A 17,169-nucleotide genomic window follows, 5' to 3' on the forward strand; every position below is an offset into this window, starting at 1 on the left:
CACCTAAACGGGTCTCAGCTAACTATGTTATTCTACCATAAATATAGTCTGTGTACTTACGCCGAGCTGTACTAGTGCAACGTAACGCATCAGTCATAGATTAGAATAGAATAGAGACAAACGTGCAATCCCCCCGAACTGCAATAAAAAAATAGCCAGCCGATCTTTACCTATGAGTATCACCCTCACCCCCGAACAAGAACAACTCATCCAAGCCCAACTCGCTAGCGGGCGCTATACCAACGTTACCGAAATCATTGCTGACGCGCTACGGCTACTGGAAAAATGCGATCGATACAATAGCTGGGTAGAAGAAGTTTGCGCCAAAATCGACATCGCCTCCACACAACTCAATCGCGGTGAAGGAGTGGATGGTGAAACGGCGATCGCTCAAATTAGAGCCAAATTTCACAAAGCTCGATCGGTATAATCGCCAATGAGCCAATATATCATCTCACCTGAAGCGATTCGCGACCTGGACGAAATCGCAGACTAAGTAAGTCGCACGCAACGTTGAAGCAGGCGAACAATTCATCGACGAATTCACTAAAAAATGCCGCTACTTGACACAATTTCCTCTGATGGGACGCACTTATAGTCAACTTCGCCCCTACTTGCGCGGTATTCCTCTGCAAAACTACATTATCTTTTACCGCATAGCGAACGATGGAATTGAAATTATGAGAATTATCAGAGGCGATCGGGATTTAGAAGCTTTTTTTGAAGAGAATGGAGCATAGGTTAGGAAATTTGCAATTCTAATGGATTTGCTCGATACTATTTTAGATTTTGGCGCTCGATTATGACCATCAAAGAACAACTTCTCCAAACCATTGAAACACTGCCTGATGACTTGCTAGCACAAACCCTACAATTCATCCAAACCCTTCAGAATCCCATTCACAAAACTCCAGAAATTTGTGGCGGTGCAGCGCGAATTCGCGATACCCGCATTCCCGTTTGGACGATTATCGCCTACCAACAACAGGGCGCAACTGAATCCGAACTTCTCTATAATTATCCAGGACTCACCCTTCAAGATTTGCAAGCGGTTGCGAACTATTACGAACACAACCGAGAAGAAATCGACCTGTGGCTTGCTGAAAATGAGTAACTAAAAATGCTAAAGTTTTACTCGAATGAAAACTTTCCGATCGCAATGGTGGATTTACTGCGATCGCGTGGCTATGATGTTTTGACATCCTCGGGCGCCGGACAAGCCAATCAAAAAATTCCCGATGATGAAGTCTTGATGTACCCGACAAATGCAGGGCGAGTAGTCATTACAGAAAATCGTCAAGATTTCATCAATCTCCATTCTACAACCTCAAATCATGCAGGAATGGTAATTTGTAAAGCCGAGCGAGACTATGCAGGCAAAGTGCAGGTACTTCATGATTTTTTCACCCAAGATACACAGCAAATGGATAATCGTCTGCTTCGGGTGATGAAACAGAATCTTAAAGGTAGTCAACAGACATTTATACTTCAGGAATACCTAACGTTTTCTTAAAAATAATTGTGACTTTAACTGCTGCTGAGATTCCACCGCGATCGGATAGCGATACTGTATAATTATAATTCCCGTCTTCGCAGTTGGTTCATCGCGACTAAGACCAAATAAACCTGGTTTCTCTGAAAAATATTTGCTTTCTCAACTATATCTACGAATAAACCCAGTTTCTAGCCTCGACGCGCGTCAGCCCTGTTTACATAAACTGGATTAACCTATTCTCAAACAAGCCCGTGAAGCGTTGCAATGCCTAGGGAATCAGCCTTTTCTTAGATAACTCAAGACAGAAGCGATCGCATCACCACTCACACATAACAAACAATTAATACCTATTAACTCAAAAGTGAATTATTGTCAACAGTATTTTTTCGGAAATATTAAATCTTAAATAAAAATTGCTACCGACATTTGCGAACTATAGCACTTTGTTCAAAGTATTTGAGAATGCTAAGTTAATTAAAGATTCTATAAAAGTGACGCATAAGTCTTTACATTGTCGATCGCTATTTTGTTATTCTATTAGTAAGTTTCATTCGAGCGACTGAATTTTTGTACTCCAGTCCTACCCCTAAACAGAACGGCAGTTTCCACAATGAGAATTTTAGTCACAGGCGGTGCGGGTTTCCTCGGTTCCCACCTAATCGATCGCTTAATGGCCCAAGGACATGAGGTAGTCTGCCTGGATAATTTTTACACCGGGACTAAACGCAATATCCTCAAATGGCTGGACAACCCGTATTTTGAGCTGATCCGCCACGACATCACGGAACCGATTCGGTTAGAGGTAGATCAGATTTACCATCTGGCTTGTCCCGCTTCCCCCATACACTATCAGTACAACCCTGTCAAGACAATTAAAACAAACGTCATCGGCACGATGAATATGTTGGGATTGGCAAAACGGGTAAAAGCAAGATTTTTTCTCGCTTCCACTTCCGAAGTGTACGGAGATCCTGACGTACATCCACAAACAGAAGATTATCGCGGCAACGTTAATTGTATCGGGATCAGATCGTGTTATGACGAAGGGAAGCGAGTAGCTGAAACCTTATCTTTTGATTACCACCGTCAAAATGGGGTAGACATTCGAGTTGTCCGAATTTTCAATACCTACGGCCCCCGGATGTTGGAAAATGACGGCAGAGTAGTGAGCAATTTTATTGCTCAAGCTTTGCGGAATCAACCACTGACTGTATACGGCGACGGTTCCCAAACACGTAGTTTTTGCTACGTTTCTGATTTGGTGGAAGGATTCATTCGTTTGATGAATAGCGACCAAATCGGGCCGATGAATCTGGGAAATCCCGGCGAATACACTATATTGGAACTGGCACAAAAAATTCAAAACACGATTAATCCAGGGGCAGAAATTATCTTTAAACCGCTGCCGGAAGACGACCCAAAACAGCGACAACCGGATATTACTCGTGCTAAAAATTGGTTGGGGTGGGAGCCAACTGTGCCGCTGGATCAAGGTTTAGAGTTGACTATAAAGGATTTTCGCGATCGCATTGAGGGAAACCAAAAGTAGAGACTGGGAGAGGAGAAGACTGGGAGAGTGGGGGAGGGTAAAAATCTTCCTTATTCTCAATTCCCAATTCCCAATTCCCGATTCCCAATTCTCGATTCCCATCTGATTTTTTTACTAGCTTTGAGGAGATTTCTATGCAGGTTTGCGTCATCGGTACAGGATATGTTGGCTTAGTCACAGGCACTTGTTTGGCCCACATCGGCCACCACGTGATTTGCGTAGACAACAACGAAGAAAAAGTTAAATTAATGAAGTCGGGACAGTCGCCTATTTTTGAACCTGGACTGTCTGAATTAATGTCCTCTGCATCTGCGTCTGGCAATCTAGAATTTACTTCGGATTTAGCCGCAGGAGTGGCTCACGGAGATATTTTGTTTATTGCCGTGGGGACGCCTCCTTTGCCTACTGGGGAAAGCGATACTCGCTACGTGGAAGCGGTTGCTCGCGGAATTGGAGCTCACCTCGACGGCGATTACAAAGTAATCGTAAACAAATCGACAGTGCCCATCGGTTCGGGGGATTGGGTGCGAAGAATTGTACTAGACGGTTTAGCAGAACGTCAAAAACCTCAAAGTGGTGATGGCGCTACTGGTGAAGAAGTCGCAGCAAAAAAAGGTGTTCAATTTGATGTGGTTAGTAACCCTGAGTTTTTGCGGGAGGGCTGTGCTGTTTTTGATACTTTTAATCCCGATCGCATTGTTCTCGGCAGCAACTCTCGGCGGGCTATGGATATGATGCTACAGTTATACCGGCCGATTGTCGATCGCAAGTTTGCAGAAAATCCGTCTTTGCCAGAGGTTCCTGTGGTGATGACTGATATCAGTTCAGCGGAGATGATTAAGTACGCAGCTAATGCTTTTTTGGCTACGAAGATTAGCTTTATTAATGAAGTTGCTAATATTTGCGATCGTGTCGGTGCAGATGTTACTCAAGTTGCCAGAGGTATCGGTTTAGATTCACGAATTGGCAACAAGTTTCTGCAAGCTGGCATTGGTTGGGGCGGTTCTTGTTTTCCCAAAGATGTCTCGGCTTTAGTTCACACTGCTGAGGATTACGGTTACGAGGCGCATTTGCTGAAAGCGGCGGTGGAAGTTAACGAACGCCAGCGCTTGATTGCTATTGAAAAGTTACAGCACGTTTTGAAGATTCTCAAAGGTAAAACTGTCGGACTTTTGGGTTTAACTTTCAAGCCGGATACTGACGATTTGCGGGATGCTCCAGCGCTGAATTTAATCGAGAGTTTGAACCGATTGGGAGCGAAAGTTAAAGCTTACGATCCGATTGTTTCTCAAACTGGGATGCGTCACGGTTTGTCGGGAGTTTTGGTAGAAACTGACCCCGAAAGGTTGGCAGACGGTTGCGATGCTTTGGTGTTGGTGACAGACTGGGAACAGTTTCGCAATTTAGATTACGATAAAATGGCGAAGTTGATGAATCATCCAGTGATGATTGATGGCCGCAATTTCTTAGATAAGAAGGCTTTAGAAGCGGCTGGTTTCCAATATGTGGGGATTGGAAGGTAAAGAAGAGTTTTGAGTAGAATCTCTATTTCGTAGGGTGCGCCGAAGCGCACCTTACATTTATCTTGCTGGTGGCCAACAAGCGCGGGTTTACTCGCCCCGACTGCTTTAAAAATTTTCCATCAATGTTTTTTCTTGAGCGTAAACATCTCGTAGCTGTTGCAGCGCTGAGGCGGAAATTACCGATTTAACTGTAGCTACTAATTTACCCCACTCAAGCAAGCTGTCAACTGAAACAGCCGTTTTGAAGTTGTACGTATAGAATTTAGTCCAAAATTCTGGTGCTTGTGTCCGTTTCCAGCGTTTGTACCATGCGACAAAATCTTGAGCACAGGGCCGTTTTACTTCTAGGATTGGCGGGAAATCGGCGTAGCTGACAAACCGACTGAGGCCTTTGGCATGAACATACACCACGTTGTGGCAGCAATCGATCCGGTATATCTGTTCGGGTGATATGTTGAACAGAAGTGCCACTGTTTCTTCGGTGACAAATCTCGATCGCGGATTGACGATCGACGATTTGTGAATAATTTTTGATGCGCCGATCGCTGATGATCTTAGCTGATTTTCTGATATCATTGTAGTTGCATCTGGTGGTAGTAGGTAAATCTATCTCTGCTAAGTGCGATCGACAGAAATAATCTGTCGGGATTAATTTTAGCTGGCGATCGTCTTTAGTTTCGTTGACTCCGCCGCAAAACGGAGACAAGCCCCGACTTCTGCCATGAGAAGCGCAAAATTTTCGACCAACGTTCAAGCTCCAAGATTCATCTTTAGAGTCAATCTAAAATCTAAAATCTAAAATCGAATGACCGGGGCGATCGCTTTTTGATATATTATACTAAATCCAAAATTTTGTAAATAGTGAATATGAGCAAAGGCTTAGTCAGATTGCGGGTTCGAGAGTTGGCTGCCGAGAAGGGATGGACGCTCAAGGAAGTTGCGGAGCGATCGGGCGTGGGCTACAGTACGATTAGCAATTATGCCCGTTCTCAGGGTATGGCAATGGTTGACTTTGCAGCAGTCCACAAGTTGGCTCGAACTTTTGATGTGATGATTGAGGATTTCGTGGTAATCCTCGAAAAATAGTTGAAAGTTTTGCCTAAATTCAATGTTTGAGCGATCGACTTTTGATCGGACGATCGAAGTTTTGATGTGATGATTTCAGCATAGGTCGATCGCCCGCAACCAAACTCGATCGCCTATCATTGAAATAACCCGCTTGCAGCCTGAAATTAGGAGAACCGTCAAATGCTAGAAGCTGCGATATTGGGAGGTCTTCTGAAGGTCGCTTTCGATGGGATAGTGGGCACTCAAGCCAATGATGCAGTCAAGCACCTCTGTTTGAAGGGAGTAAAGAATCTATCACGAAATGGTAAAATTGTCAATCACGATTTAGAAAAAGCGCTAAAACGTTCTTTCCTGAAAGCTCAGCAACAAATCGCCTCAGAATGTTATAAAGAATTGGTTGAGCCGTCTCGCAGGGCTTCTAGAGGTATCGTTATTTACTTGCCTCAAGACCGTTCTTATTTAGAATGGCTAGATAAGAAGATTAAGCAGTTAAAATCTGAATTAAAGCAGGTTAACAAAGAAACACCCCCTTCTGGGATTCCCATAGAAGGTTTAGATGAGATAGAATTGCTGCTAAGTTCCAGAAACGAGTTAAGCCAAAATCGATTTCAAGAAGTTGAAAATAAACTGCTGGAGATTGCACTAAAAGATTGTGATGTCACACTTTATCAAGCTAAATTAACCGAAAATTTGTTTAGCTTAGTATCTGCGTACTTTGCCGAGGAAATCAAGGACAATGAAAAGGTATTCCAGATTTTTACAGCGCAAAGTTTAACGCGGAATGATACCCAAACCGCCGAAACTCACGCTTTGATTGAACAGCTAAAGACTTTGCTTGAGGAGATAGTTGAAAAGAGCCAGATTGCTTACGTGGCGATTGACTGGTCAGCTATTTGCCAGCAGATATTAGACGAGAAAGAACAGCAGCGACTGAGTAGCAACCAACTAACTTTTGGCAACCATGAAATAGATGATGTTTATGTGCCGCTGGGATTGGTGGAACGGCAGAAAGTGACTCAGCGAAGCGAGGATGTTGCGGCTGAGGAAGGTTCGGATTTATACCGGGAAAAAGAAGTTACTCAAAAATTTGAACACAGCGAGTTTCTTGAGCAAGTTATCCAGAAAGGAAGTAGCCCGAAAAGCAATGGGAAGCGGTTAGGAATTATTGGGGAAGCGGGGGCGGGGAAAACAACGCTGTTGCGGCAGATTGCGAATTGGGTAGCGGCGGGCATTTCCGAGGCAATTGTAATTTGGGTATCCTTGGCGGATTTGCAGGGGAAGGAATTAGAGCCGTATTTATTTGATAATTGGCTGTTGGCGGCTATTAACAGAATTGGGAAGGCTGAGGCGACTGCGGAAATTAAGGATGATTTTTTAGCACAGTTTAATGCTGAGCGCGTGTGGTTGGTGTTGGATGGGGCGGATGAGATGGCTGTCGGAGATGAAAATCCTTTGGCGGAAATTGAGCGGCAAATTAGAACGGGCGGCTGCATTCAAAGGGCGCGAATTGTGCTAAGTTGTCGGCAGAATGTTTGGGATGCGATCGGCTCTGCGTTGGATACTTTTGATACTTATCGCACTCTGGAGTTTTCCTATCCCGAACAGGTGGAAATGTTTATTGATAAGTGGTTTCTAACCCCCCCTAACCCCCCCTTAGTAAGGGGGGGGACAAGAGAAGACGGGGAGGAGATACAGGAAGATGAAACTCTTGCTCCCCCCTTAGCAAGGGGGGCTGGGCAGGGTGGATTAATTGTCAGGGGGGAATGTAGAATAGAAGAGGTAATTAAGTCTGCCCTGTCCGGGTAGACTATCCAGGGTCAAATGAATTAACCATGAATTTAATTGAAGCAATTAAATCTGTTCCAGATCATAGACATTCGAGAGGTATTAGACATGAACTTTGGCTAATATTAACGATAATTTTGTTGGGTAGTTGCACGGGATATTGGGGGTATAAGCCCTTAGTAGAATTTACCAAAAATCATCGAAAAACCCTGATAAAATTATTCAACCTCCCCAGTGATATTCGGTTTCCATCAGATTCAACGTTGAGAAATATAATTCAATCATTAGACTTTGAGATATTAGCCGTTCTTTTTAATGTATGGTCTCAACAGGAATTGTCAATAGACGAAGGAGAATTGATGGCAATGGATGGGAAAAGCCTAAAAAGCACCTCCGTAGGTGGCAGCAGCTCTTACCAAAACTTTGTCAGTATAGTTTCGGTTTATAGTCATCATCATGGATGGGTTCTTCGACATCAAGTTATGGAAAACAAACAGAAAAGTGAACTCGAAGTCGTAGAGGAGCTAGTTCAAGAACTCTCCGGTAAAAAAGTAGTAATTACCCTCGATGCACTGCACTGTCAAAAAAAAACGCTTGCCTTAATTATTAAGAGTGGTAATGACTATATAGTTACGCTCAAAAAGAATCAATTAAATCTGTTTAAAGCAGCCAAGAAATTAGTCAGTTCTACTAGGGCATCTGACGAAAATGAAGTTTCTGAATGTGCACATGGACGCACCACAACTCGCCACACCAAAATTTATCCAATTCCACCTGAATTATTGCCCCTTTGGGCGGGTGCAAAACATATAATTGTGGTCAGGAGATATGGAACTCGATGGGAGGGAAAAAAAAGTCGTCGTCATCTCGTTAATTTCGATGAAGTACACTATTATTTAAGTAGTATGGATTGGTCAGCCAGTCAATTTGCCGAGGCTATTCGTGGTCACTGGTTGATTGAAAATAGGTTGCATTGGGTTAAAGATGTGACGTTAAACGAGGATAACGATATGCGTCGTGGTGGGAATGCACCTGTTAATTGGGCAATAATTAGACAATTCTTGGTTTCATTGGCTCGCATGAAATGTACTCATACTTTTCCCGAAGCTTTAAGATTAATGGCTAATCAAGTTGAAGATTTGAGTGAGTTACTTTTTGATTTATCTAGTTCAGATAAACCTGTTAAATGCCTCGCATAATGTCGGTCAATAGCCTTCATAGCCTTGATTTAACCTCTCGACAATTAATCCACCCTGCTTAGCAAGGGGGGCTGGGGGGGTTCTTTCTCAACAGCTACGCGAAGCATTAGCAGCATCAGGAAAAGAGCGAATTCGAGATTTAGTGAAAAATCCCCTGAGATGTTCGTTATTGTGCGGCACTTGGCAGTCGTTGGATGGGGATTTACCGGATACTAAGGCTAAGCTTTATCAGCGGTTTGTTACAACTTTGTATCAGTGGAAAAAACCGCGCCTGAATTGGATTCAGCAGCAGGAATTGAATGCGGCTTTGGGGAAATTGGCCCTCTCAGGGATGTTAAATGAAACGTCGCGGCTTCAGTTGCCCGAAAGTGTGGGATATCGGGTGATGGGTGAATTCCATTTTGAGTTAGCTTCTCGTTTGGGTTGGCTGAATTTAGTCGCGAGGGATGCGGAGACGGCGGAGGGGATTTATGCTTTTTACCATCCGACGTTTCAGGAATATTTTGCGGCGTTGGCGATTGAGGATTGGCACTTTTTTTTGAATCATATTACTAAGAATCCGCAACATCCTGATGCTAGGTATCGCATTTTTGAGAAGCAGTGGAAGGAGGTTATTTTGCTGTGGTTGGGGCGTGAGGAAGTAGGGAAGGAGGAGAAGGAAGGGTTTATCGAGGCGTTGGTTAAGTTTAAGGATGGGTGTAATGATTTTTATCGTTATCGTGCGTATTTTCTAGCGGCGGCGGGGATTGTTGAGTTTAAGGATTGCAGTCTTGCTGACGAGATTGTATCGCAGATTATTAAGTGGGGATTTGGTTATTTTAATGAGAAAAATCAGCAGTGGCAAACATTTACCGTTCCATTTGCCGAGGGTTCAAGGGAGATACTGAAAGAGACGGATAGAGAAAGGGCTATGTCCGCTTTAGTCGAGTTAATCGCTACTTCTCAGAATGAAGATACCGGGTGGCGAGCGGCATATTGCTTAGGGGAAATAGACAAAGATAACCCAGTGGCAATCGCAACTTTAGTCGAGTTAATCCGCAATTCAAGTAATAAAAGTACCCGGAGGCGAGCGGCATCTAGCTTAGGGAGAATAGACAAAAATAACCCAGTTGCGTTCCAAACTTTAGTCGAGTTAATCCGTACTTCTCAAAAAGAAGTTACCGGACACCAAGCGACATATAACTTAATACAAATAGGCAAAGATAACCCAGTTGCGATCGAAGCTTTAGTCGAGTTAATCCGTACTTTTACGAATGAATCTACCCAGATGCGAGCGGCATTTATCTTAGGAAGAATAGACAACGCTAACCCAGTTGCGATCGCAGCTTTAGTCGAGTTAATCCGTACTTCTCAGGATGAGAATAGCCGCATAGAAGCAGCATTTTTCTTAGAAATAATAGGCAAAGATAACCCAGTTGCGATCGAAGCTTTAGTCGAGTTGATCCGTACTTCTCAGGATAAAAACACCCGGTCTAAAGCGGCACAAAGCTTAGGGGAAGTAGACAAAAATCACCCAGTTGCCATCGAAACTTTATTCGAGTTAATCGTTACTTCTCAGAATGAAGTTACCCAGAGGTTGGCGGCAGAGAGGTTAGTAAACATAGGCAAAGATAACCCAGTTGCCATCGAAGCTTTAGTAGAGTTAATCCGTACTGAGCGGGATGAAAATACCATAATCGAAGCGGCATATGTTTTAGGAAAAATAGACAAAAATAACCCAGTTGCCATCGAAGCTTTAGTAGAGTTAATCCGTACTGCTCACAAAGAAGTTACCCGGAGGTACGCGGCAGATAGCTTAGGAGAAATAGACAATGCTAACCCAGTTGCCATCCAAGCTTTAGTAGAGTTAATCCGTACTGAGCGGGATGAAAATACCCGGAGTATGACGGCATTGAGATTAGGAAAAATAGACAAAAATAACCCAATTGCCATCCAAGCTTTAGTCGAGTTAATCCGTACTTCTCAGTATGAATATACCCGGAAGCAAGCGGCAGATAGCTTAGGAGAAATAGACAAAGATAACCCAGTGGTGATATCCGCTTTAGTCGAGTTAATCCGTACTTCTCAGAAAGAAGTTACCCGGAGGCAAGCGGCAGATAGCTTATTGAAAATAGACAAAGATAATCCAGTGGCGATTGCAGCTTTAGTGGAGTTAATCAGCAATTCAGGTGATGAAGTTACCCGGAGGCATGCGGCATACAAGTTAGGAAAAATAGGCAAAGATAACCCAGTTGCGATCGCAGTGTCAGGATTGAAAGATTGCCTAAATTCCGAAATCTATGAAAACGATTTTATTCGCTATGAAATCTGCTACAAAGTCATCTGGGACTGTGCCCAAAATATGACTTACCCAGAATTTTATCAAGCATGGCACACTCAACCCACAAATTCGCTAATACCGGATCGCAACCCACAAAATACAGATATCCCCACACTCCTAAAACAGCTCCAACCCACCGATAAAACCTTCCCCGTTCCCCTCAACATTCGCGCCTTAGAAGGCGAAACCGATACAAGGGCGATCGCCCAAGAGATCTGTACCCAACTATATCAAGCAATCTTCCCCGCAGATGCAGACATCCCCGCAATTCGCAACGCCCCCGAATTCAAGCGATTAATTCCGCAACTCAAAAATCGGCTGCAAAAACAGCACATCGCCTTAATTTTGCACTCTTGTCCCTGCGAAGATGCGCTTTCGTCTTTCTGCCGCAAACTCACCGACTCTCAAATGGGAATTCATATCGCCTGGATTACCGATGCACCGCTGGAATTGCCGTTAACAGGTTTTGGGCCAAATCAAGAGGACTTGCTGAATGCGGTACAGAATTGGATTGGGGCGAGGGGATAAGTCGCATATCCAGGGGCCGGACTTAGGCTGGGCCGTTTCCCTACAGGTATTACAAAAACGTGTGATCGACCAAAAGCAGATGCGAATAAATCCTTTAACCTACAATACTATTTCTAGAGATGCCATCAACCGAGCCTCCGAAAGACTCCCCCAAACCATGCCCAAGCCAAAAAAGACCCCCGCCAAAACCTACACTGAAATCAACCTCAGCGATCCTCAATATTACTTCAACCGAGAACAAAGCTGGCTAGAGTTCAACAACCGCGTGCTCCACGAAGCCCTCGACCCCCGCACGCCCCTCCTAGAAAGACTCAAATTTCTCGCTATTTTTAGCTCCAACCTAGACGAATATTTTATGGTGCGCGTGGGCGCCCTCAAACAACAAGTACACGCAAAAGTCAGCAAATTAACCTCTGACGGCCGCACGCCCCAACAACAGCTAGATGCCCTGAACAAGCGGCTTTTGCCGATGGTTACTCAGCAGCACTCATATTTTGAGCAAACCCTGCGGCCGAAACTAGCAGCAAGCGAAATCTACATTCTCGACTACATTGACCTCAATCAAGAACAGCGCAATTATTTGCACCGCTACTTCAAAGAACAAGTATTTCCCGTACTCACTCCCCTAGCAGTTGACCCCAGCCACCCATTCCCCTACCTTTCAAATCTCAGCCTCAATTTAGCAGTAGTAGTCAGGGACCCCGACACGCGGGAAGAATTATTTGCCCGTGTCAAAGTCCCACAGGTTTTGCCGAGGTTTGTGCCACTACCGGGGGATTTGCAGTGGCAGCAGAGGGGCAAATCTCCTGTTTGGACTGGCGTGCCCCTAGAACAGGTAATTGCCCACAATTTAGAAGCTTTGTTTCCGGGGATGGACGTTGAGGAATATCACCCGTTCCGCATTACTCGCAATTCCGATTTGACCGTGGAGGAAGATGAGGCAGAGGATTTGCTGCTGGCAATAGAACAGGAACTCCGCAAGCGCCGGTTTGGAGGTTCTGCGGTGCGGATGGAAATTCAAGCGATTATGCCGCCTGCGCTGCGAGATATGCTGATGGAGGAGCTGGAGCTCGGTGAGCAAGATGTTTACGTCGTAGAGGGGCTGCTAGGCCTCAAGGATTTGATGTCTTTTGTGGGGCTGCCAGTGCCGGAACTGAAAGACCCGCCTTGGACTCCGGTTGTGCCGCCCCGTTTGCGGAACTCGGAATCGGCAAGGATTTTAGAGAAATCGATGTTGGATGGTGAAGATGGTGAGGATATTTTCACCGCCATCCGCCAGGGGGATTTGATGCTGCACCATCCTTATCACTCGTTTGCGGCGACGGTACAGCGGTTTATTACTGAGGCGGCGCACGATCGCTCCGTGTTAGCGATTAAGATGACTTTATACCGCACTTCTGGAGATTCGCCGATCGTCAGCGCCTTAATTCAAGCAGCAGAAAACGGCAAGCAGGTAGCCGTTTTAGTAGAACTCAAAGCTAGGTTTGACGAAGAAAATAATATTAATTGGGCTCGCAAGTTAGAACAAGCGGGAGTCCACGTAGTTTACGGTTTGGTGGGACTCAAAACCCACACCAAGATTGTGATGGTAGTGCGTCGCGAGGACGGGTACATCCGCCGCTATGTCCACATCGGCACCGGCAATTACAATCCCAAAACAGCCGGACTCTATACCGATGTGGGTTTGTTGAGTTGTCGCGAGGATTTGGGATCGGATTTGACGGATTTGTTTAATTATTTGACTGGTTATTCCCGACAAGTATCTTATCGCAAATTATTGGTGGCACCGGTCAATATGCGCGATCGATTTTTAGCTTTAATCCGCCGCGAGGCAGAATTCTGCCGGTTGCAGGCCGAAGGCGGCATCGGTAGCTGTGGCCGCATTGTCGCTAAAATGAACGCTTTAGTTGACCCTCAAATCATTGTTGCTTTGTACGAAGCTTCGCAAGCAGGAGTTAAAATTGATTTGATTATTCGGGGGATTTGCTGTTTGCGTCCCGGCGTTGAGGGTGTTAGCGAAAATATCAGAGTTATCAGTATTATCGGCCGCTTCTTAGAGCATTCTCGGATGTTTTATTTTTTCAACGGTGGCGACGAAGAGGTGTATATTGGTTCTGCTGACTGGATGCAGCGCAATCTCACAAGACGGGTTGAGGCGATCGTTCATGTGGAAGACCCGACAATTGCCAAGGAATTGCAAGAAATTTTGGGGGTAATGCTGGCTGACAACCGCCAAGCTTGGGATTTGCAGTCTGGGGGACACTATTCTCAGCGGCGACCGCCTGCTAATTGCCCGGAAGTAAGCTCTCAACAAATTTTGATGGATATGGTGATGAATTAATCATTAGGAATGGGGCATGGGGCATGGGGCATGGGGAATTGGTTATTAGCTATCTGTTATTGGTTATTAGCTATCTGTTATTGGTTATTAGCTATTAGTCAACAGTCAACAGTCAACAATGCCCCATGCCCCATTCCCAATGCCCTATTCCTAATGGCCCTAACTGTTAAAAGTGCGCTTGAATTCTTCTAAGAGATCATCAATTTCTTCGATCGCCTGACTCACATCTATTCTCACGGCTCCCAAGTCCGATCGCTCTAACAGCCGCACGAGGGATTCCCGCTTGCTCTCGATCTGTGCTACGCGCTCTTTGATTGTTTGTGCATCCATGGTTTTTTGCCTCTGCTACTATTAACAAAAATATTTGACATTCCCCCCTGCGAACAGACGGAGATTCTTAATTCACCGACCTACCTTTATGGGCAAATCCTTCACTGTTTTTATAGGGAAAGTGATGAACCTGCTCAGGGTTTTTGGGTCTGTGTTATAGTTTGATTGTACATCAAAACTTCCCCCAAACTTCAGCCAAATTTTAGCGCAAAAAAGGCGGACGTTTGGTATCTGCGGGTTTATTTTTCATCATTCCAGCTAAAAATCGCTTCAGGGCCTTCTCCCGGTTTTTCATAAAAGCAGCCCAAAATCCTGGTTGATATTCATCCATCGTCTTGGCTAGGGCCCAGACATCGATCGCTAAGATATTATAAAGCCTTTCATCTTCGCGTTTGAGCGAGTTAATCTGCTCCAGAACCGCCTTGTTTGCTCCAGCAGTTTGTTTGTCTTCGTCTTTAATCATGTCCAAAAAATGGTTGAAAGGGCAAGAGGGTCGATCGCGATCGCCACTCTGTATACTTTGATGATACTGCCGATCTCGATTGCCTTCTGGAACCAACGCCGCGCAATTAACACGGATATTTACCGATGGCGCGCCCGGGCGAGTCCGGCTGGATAAGCTTCTGAAGCTAGAGACAAGACTGTGGATGCACACCGCTCCCGCGCTCATAGATGCTAGCAGTTTTTGCAGGTCTTTTGGCAAAAAAACTAAATTTATTCAAGACTTTTTGACAGATAATAATTAAAGTATATTATTTCTGTCCGACTACTTACCTCACTAATATGTTACGCAAAATTTCTTTAGCAAACCTAGCCTTAGTTGTTGGCGGTATTATAGCAGCAGTCGGGTTTGGAGCCTACTTCACAGACAGACCTACCCTGAACCTAGCCGGTTTTTTTTATGGAATTCCGCTGTTGCTGGGAGGTTTGGCCCTGAAAGCGGCCGAACTCGAACCAGTGGAATTCACCGAACCTACCTCTGCTGAAGTTCTCCTCCTGCGAGAAAGTCAGGCAACAGATACTCAAAACCAAGTCCGCAAAGATGTCACCCGATTTCGCTACGGCCAACCCGCGCACTTAGATGATGCTTTGGAGCGCTTGGGCCTGGCCCCGACAGACGAGGAACGGCCCCTCCTGCAAGGGTTGCGGGAAGTTGATGTTGACGGTGCTTATGGGTTAATTTTAGAGTTTTATTCGCCACTACTCCCGATCGACTTATGGGAAGAAAAGCAAGACAAAATAGCTACTTTTTTTGGGCCTGGTTTGCGCGCACAAGTGACTCAAAATGCTGGTGACAAAATAGAATTGGCTCTCATTAAAAATACTCAAGCTTAAAGTATTCTAAAGTTTTGAGTGCAGAATTTTTGAAGTCGCCAATTAATAATTAATCCTGCACCGGCTCAGATACTGATTTTAGCGGCAGCGTGAAACCTGTCGCTATCAACAAAAGCTCAATCCGCAATTGAGCTTTTGCCCCAATTGGATTTTTTTTAATTAAAATAGTAGTTGAGAAGCGATCGGCAATCTTAAATCTGGAGAAACACAAATGGTTTCGCCCCAAAGCAGGATAGGTATTATCGGCGCAGGATCGTCGGGAGTTTATCTGGCAATTCTGCTGATTCAACAAGGGTTTCAAGTTGACTTGTTTGAAAAAGCACCCCATGCGCGCACCGATGGCTGTGGTATCCTGATCGTACAAGCAGGTATGCAAGCACTTCATCAAGGCAACCCTCAAATCACCGAAAAAATTATCAACTCAGGCGATCGAGTCAAAGTATTCGAGTTTCGCAACCTGCGCGGCGGTGTCATCAATTCCGAACCCGTCACCTACGAAGAAAATGAACTTCCAGGAATGCTGGTACACCGCAAAGCTATTCTAGAAGCACTCCTCGACAAGTTACCCCCTGAGTGTATTCATTTTAATGCGGAATTAGCATCGATCGCCCAAACCGAGCACAGTGCGATCGCCCACTTTAAAGATGGCAGTAAATGGGAAGGTGATCTTTTAATTGGTGCCGATGGAATCGTCTCAAAAGTGCGTCAATATATAGTTCCAGGCGTTGAACTATTCTATTTAGGCGATATCGTCTGGCGAGGAATTGTCGAAGATCACAGCTTCTGTCCAGAAGGAAACTTTTTTGTTTACGTGCGCGGTAGGGGAATTTATGCCAACTTCTTTCACATTGGCGGAGGTCGCACTCATTGGGGTTTCTTTATTGAAAAAGAGCGGACAGAATCCGAAATAGGGAAACTCCAACCTAATAATATTACCATTCCTCCCCAAGAATTAGCAAAACTCCCAGAGGATGCGCGAAATGTGATTGAATCAACCCCTGTGGAAAATATTGTATGTCGTTTTTCCTATGACATTGACCCCTTACCAAAAATCTATAATGGTCGTGTGATCTTAATTGGAGATGCGGCCCACGCCAAAAGCTCCACACGCGCTAGAGGTATGACTTCCGGCTGGGAAGACGGCCTGTCTTTAGCGCAACATCTCGTATCCAGTGCTAGCATTGCAGAAGCATTAGAAAATTTTCAAACTGAAAGATTGCCGATTGTCCACGAATATCAGCGCACTAGCCGCGAAATGAGTTTGAAAATAGGTCGCCGCTAGCCCAATGAAAAATCATCAATATACCCAGATACCCGACTTCTTGAATAAATCGGGTATTTCAGAAAATAGAATTTTACTCGATCACTTTTTGTAGAAAAACTGGAGGCTGATTTAATGAATAATGATCCTGTAACTCATCAAGATACCGTCAACCCTCTAAACTCTCCCGATTTGGATAAAGTTCCTGAGATTTTTACCCGTCATCTTGGTACTTGGCAAGGTGAATTTATTAAGACTGATACTCGCGGACATTTTATTCGCAGCTTTTTCGGTACTTTTAGCACCTGGATTGAGGGAAGTCACTAAGCTGTTCGACATCTAAACTGCATTAACTCGCGTTACCTTTATTTTTTATTTTTCGGTTCCATTTTATAATTAGTCCTCCTTCATTTAAAAGTTTATGTAACAGTGCTT

16 protein-coding genes and 1 pseudogene are annotated in these 17,169 nt (G+C 44.6%); 14 read left to right on the plus strand and 3 right to left on the minus strand.

Annotated features, from left to right (window positions below; genetic code table 11):
* Nucleotides 1-172: 172 nt before the first annotated feature.
* From QUB37_RS27655 to QUB37_RS27680, 6 genes and pseudogenes are all read left to right on the plus strand, one after another.
* Nucleotides 173-430, plus strand: coding sequence for a type II toxin-antitoxin system ParD family antitoxin (locus QUB37_RS27655; RefSeq protein WP_333168275.1), 258 nt, complete (start codon nucleotides 173-175; stop codon nucleotides 428-430).
* 91 nt (nucleotides 431-521) lie between these two features.
* Nucleotides 522-740 (plus strand): annotated as a pseudogene (locus tag QUB37_RS27660) (type II toxin-antitoxin system RelE/ParE family toxin); the annotation flags it as partial.
* 62 nt (nucleotides 741-802) lie between these two features.
* Nucleotides 803-1,114, plus strand: coding sequence for a DUF433 domain-containing protein (locus QUB37_RS27665; RefSeq protein ID WP_333168278.1), 312 nt, complete (start codon nucleotides 803-805; stop codon nucleotides 1,112-1,114).
* A 6-nt stretch (nucleotides 1,115-1,120) separates the two neighbouring features.
* A complete protein-coding gene (locus QUB37_RS27670; protein ID WP_333168279.1) occupies nucleotides 1,121-1,513 on the plus strand; it encodes a DUF5615 family PIN-like protein in 393 nt (130 codons plus the stop codon).
* A 592-nt stretch (nucleotides 1,514-2,105) separates the two neighbouring features.
* Complete coding sequence (locus tag QUB37_RS27675) at nucleotides 2,106-3,044, plus strand: UDP-glucuronic acid decarboxylase family protein (protein WP_333038674.1); 939 nt, start codon at nucleotides 2,106-2,108, stop codon at nucleotides 3,042-3,044.
* A 134-nt stretch (nucleotides 3,045-3,178) separates the two neighbouring features.
* Nucleotides 3,179-4,567, plus strand: coding sequence for a UDP-glucose/GDP-mannose dehydrogenase family protein (locus tag QUB37_RS27680; protein ID WP_333168281.1), 1,389 nt, complete (start codon nucleotides 3,179-3,181; stop codon nucleotides 4,565-4,567).
* 105 nt (nucleotides 4,568-4,672) lie between these two features.
* On the opposite strand, the gene QUB37_RS27685 is transcribed toward QUB37_RS27680, so the two are convergent.
* Entirely contained in the window at nucleotides 4,673-5,143 is a 471-nt protein-coding gene (locus tag QUB37_RS27685) for a hypothetical protein (RefSeq protein ID WP_333142103.1), read from the minus strand.
* A 291-nt stretch (nucleotides 5,144-5,434) separates the two neighbouring features.
* On the opposite strand from QUB37_RS27685, the gene QUB37_RS27690 reads away from it, so the two are divergent.
* The 5 genes from QUB37_RS27690 to ppk1 all read left to right on the plus strand — a co-directional run bounded on the left by QUB37_RS27690 (nucleotide 5,435) and on the right by ppk1 (nucleotide 13,808).
* The gene (locus QUB37_RS27690) at nucleotides 5,435-5,653 is read left to right on the plus strand and encodes a helix-turn-helix domain-containing protein (RefSeq protein ID WP_006632503.1); all 219 of its coding nucleotides are present in this window, start codon (nucleotides 5,435-5,437) and stop codon (nucleotides 5,651-5,653) included.
* 162 nt (nucleotides 5,654-5,815) lie between these two features.
* On the plus strand, nucleotides 5,816-7,441 hold the full coding sequence (locus tag QUB37_RS27695; protein ID WP_333168283.1) for an NACHT domain-containing protein: 1,626 nt from the start codon (nucleotides 5,816-5,818) through the stop codon (nucleotides 7,439-7,441).
* 26 nt (nucleotides 7,442-7,467) lie between these two features.
* A complete protein-coding gene (locus QUB37_RS27700) occupies nucleotides 7,468-8,619 on the plus strand; it encodes an ISAs1 family transposase (protein WP_333168285.1) in 1,152 nt (383 codons plus the stop codon).
* A 142-nt stretch (nucleotides 8,620-8,761) separates the two neighbouring features.
* Nucleotides 8,762-11,467 (plus strand): HEAT repeat domain-containing protein, encoded by a 2,706-nt coding sequence (locus tag QUB37_RS27705; RefSeq protein WP_333168287.1) that lies wholly within the window; start codon nucleotides 8,762-8,764, stop codon nucleotides 11,465-11,467.
* A gap of 157 nt (nucleotides 11,468-11,624) precedes the next feature.
* Nucleotides 11,625-13,808 carry a polyphosphate kinase 1 gene (ppk1, locus tag QUB37_RS27710; RefSeq protein WP_333168296.1) on the plus strand — a complete coding sequence of 728 codons (2,184 nt, stop codon included), beginning with the start codon at nucleotides 11,625-11,627 and terminating at the stop codon, nucleotides 13,806-13,808.
* Nucleotides 13,809-13,967: 159 nt separating this feature from the next.
* On the opposite strand, the gene QUB37_RS27715 is transcribed toward ppk1, so the two are convergent.
* Together QUB37_RS27715 and QUB37_RS27720 are read right to left on the minus strand one after the other, a co-directional pair.
* Complete coding sequence (locus tag QUB37_RS27715; RefSeq protein WP_333168289.1) at nucleotides 13,968-14,138, minus strand: hypothetical protein; 171 nt, start codon at nucleotides 14,136-14,138, stop codon at nucleotides 13,968-13,970.
* Between the two features lie 202 nt (nucleotides 14,139-14,340).
* Nucleotides 14,341-14,841, minus strand: a complete 501-nt coding sequence (locus QUB37_RS27720; protein WP_333168291.1) for a hypothetical protein — start codon at nucleotides 14,839-14,841, stop codon at nucleotides 14,341-14,343.
* Between the two features lie 80 nt (nucleotides 14,842-14,921).
* Between QUB37_RS27720 and QUB37_RS27725 the strand changes: the two genes are divergently transcribed.
* The 3 genes from QUB37_RS27725 to QUB37_RS27735 all read left to right on the plus strand — a co-directional run bounded on the left by QUB37_RS27725 (nucleotide 14,922) and on the right by QUB37_RS27735 (nucleotide 17,061).
* A complete protein-coding gene (locus QUB37_RS27725; protein WP_333168292.1) occupies nucleotides 14,922-15,473 on the plus strand; it encodes a DUF2854 domain-containing protein in 552 nt (183 codons plus the stop codon).
* 211 nt (nucleotides 15,474-15,684) lie between these two features.
* Entirely contained in the window at nucleotides 15,685-16,755 is a 1,071-nt protein-coding gene (locus QUB37_RS27730) for an FAD-dependent monooxygenase (RefSeq protein WP_333168293.1), read from the plus strand.
* Between the two features lie 114 nt (nucleotides 16,756-16,869).
* Entirely contained in the window at nucleotides 16,870-17,061 is a 192-nt protein-coding gene (locus QUB37_RS27735) for a hypothetical protein (RefSeq protein WP_333168294.1), read from the plus strand.
* Nucleotides 17,062-17,169 lie beyond the last annotated feature (108 nt).

This window comes from Microcoleus sp. AT3-A2 (genome assembly GCF_036705685.1).
Lineage (GTDB): Bacteria > Cyanobacteriota > Cyanobacteriia > Cyanobacteriales > Microcoleaceae > Microcoleus.

What these genes read in the sequence shown, in the direction of transcription:
- QUB37_RS27665 (WP_333168278.1), top strand. Translation starts at nt 803, where the DNA reads ATGACCATCAAAGAACAACTTCTCCAAACCATTGAAACACTGCCTGAT.
- QUB37_RS27735 (WP_333168294.1), top strand. Translation starts at nt 16,870, where the DNA reads ATGAATAATGATCCTGTAACTCATCAAGATACCGTCAACCCTCTAAAC.
- QUB37_RS27680 (WP_333168281.1), top strand. Translation starts at nt 3,179, where the DNA reads ATGCAGGTTTGCGTCATCGGTACAGGATATGTTGGCTTAGTCACAGGC.
- QUB37_RS27730 (WP_333168293.1), top strand. Translation starts at nt 15,685, where the DNA reads ATGGTTTCGCCCCAAAGCAGGATAGGTATTATCGGCGCAGGATCGTCG.
- QUB37_RS27670 (WP_333168279.1), top strand. Translation starts at nt 1,121, where the DNA reads ATGCTAAAGTTTTACTCGAATGAAAACTTTCCGATCGCAATGGTGGAT.
- QUB37_RS27675 (WP_333038674.1), top strand. Translation starts at nt 2,106, where the DNA reads ATGAGAATTTTAGTCACAGGCGGTGCGGGTTTCCTCGGTTCCCACCTA.
- QUB37_RS27690 (WP_006632503.1), top strand. Translation starts at nt 5,435, where the DNA reads ATGAGCAAAGGCTTAGTCAGATTGCGGGTTCGAGAGTTGGCTGCCGAG.
- QUB37_RS27655 (WP_333168275.1), top strand. Translation starts at nt 173, where the DNA reads ATGAGTATCACCCTCACCCCCGAACAAGAACAACTCATCCAAGCCCAA.
- QUB37_RS27695 (WP_333168283.1), top strand. Translation starts at nt 5,816, where the DNA reads ATGCTAGAAGCTGCGATATTGGGAGGTCTTCTGAAGGTCGCTTTCGAT.
- QUB37_RS27715 (WP_333168289.1), bottom strand. Translation starts at nt 14,138, where the DNA reads ATGGATGCACAAACAATCAAAGAGCGCGTAGCACAGATCGAGAGCAAG.
- QUB37_RS27700 (WP_333168285.1), top strand. Translation starts at nt 7,468, where the DNA reads ATGAATTTAATTGAAGCAATTAAATCTGTTCCAGATCATAGACATTCG.
- QUB37_RS27685 (WP_333142103.1), bottom strand. Translation starts at nt 5,143, where the DNA reads ATGATATCAGAAAATCAGCTAAGATCATCAGCGATCGGCGCATCAAAA.
- QUB37_RS27725 (WP_333168292.1), top strand. Translation starts at nt 14,922, where the DNA reads ATGTTACGCAAAATTTCTTTAGCAAACCTAGCCTTAGTTGTTGGCGGT.
- ppk1 (WP_333168296.1), top strand. Translation starts at nt 11,625, where the DNA reads ATGCCCAAGCCAAAAAAGACCCCCGCCAAAACCTACACTGAAATCAAC.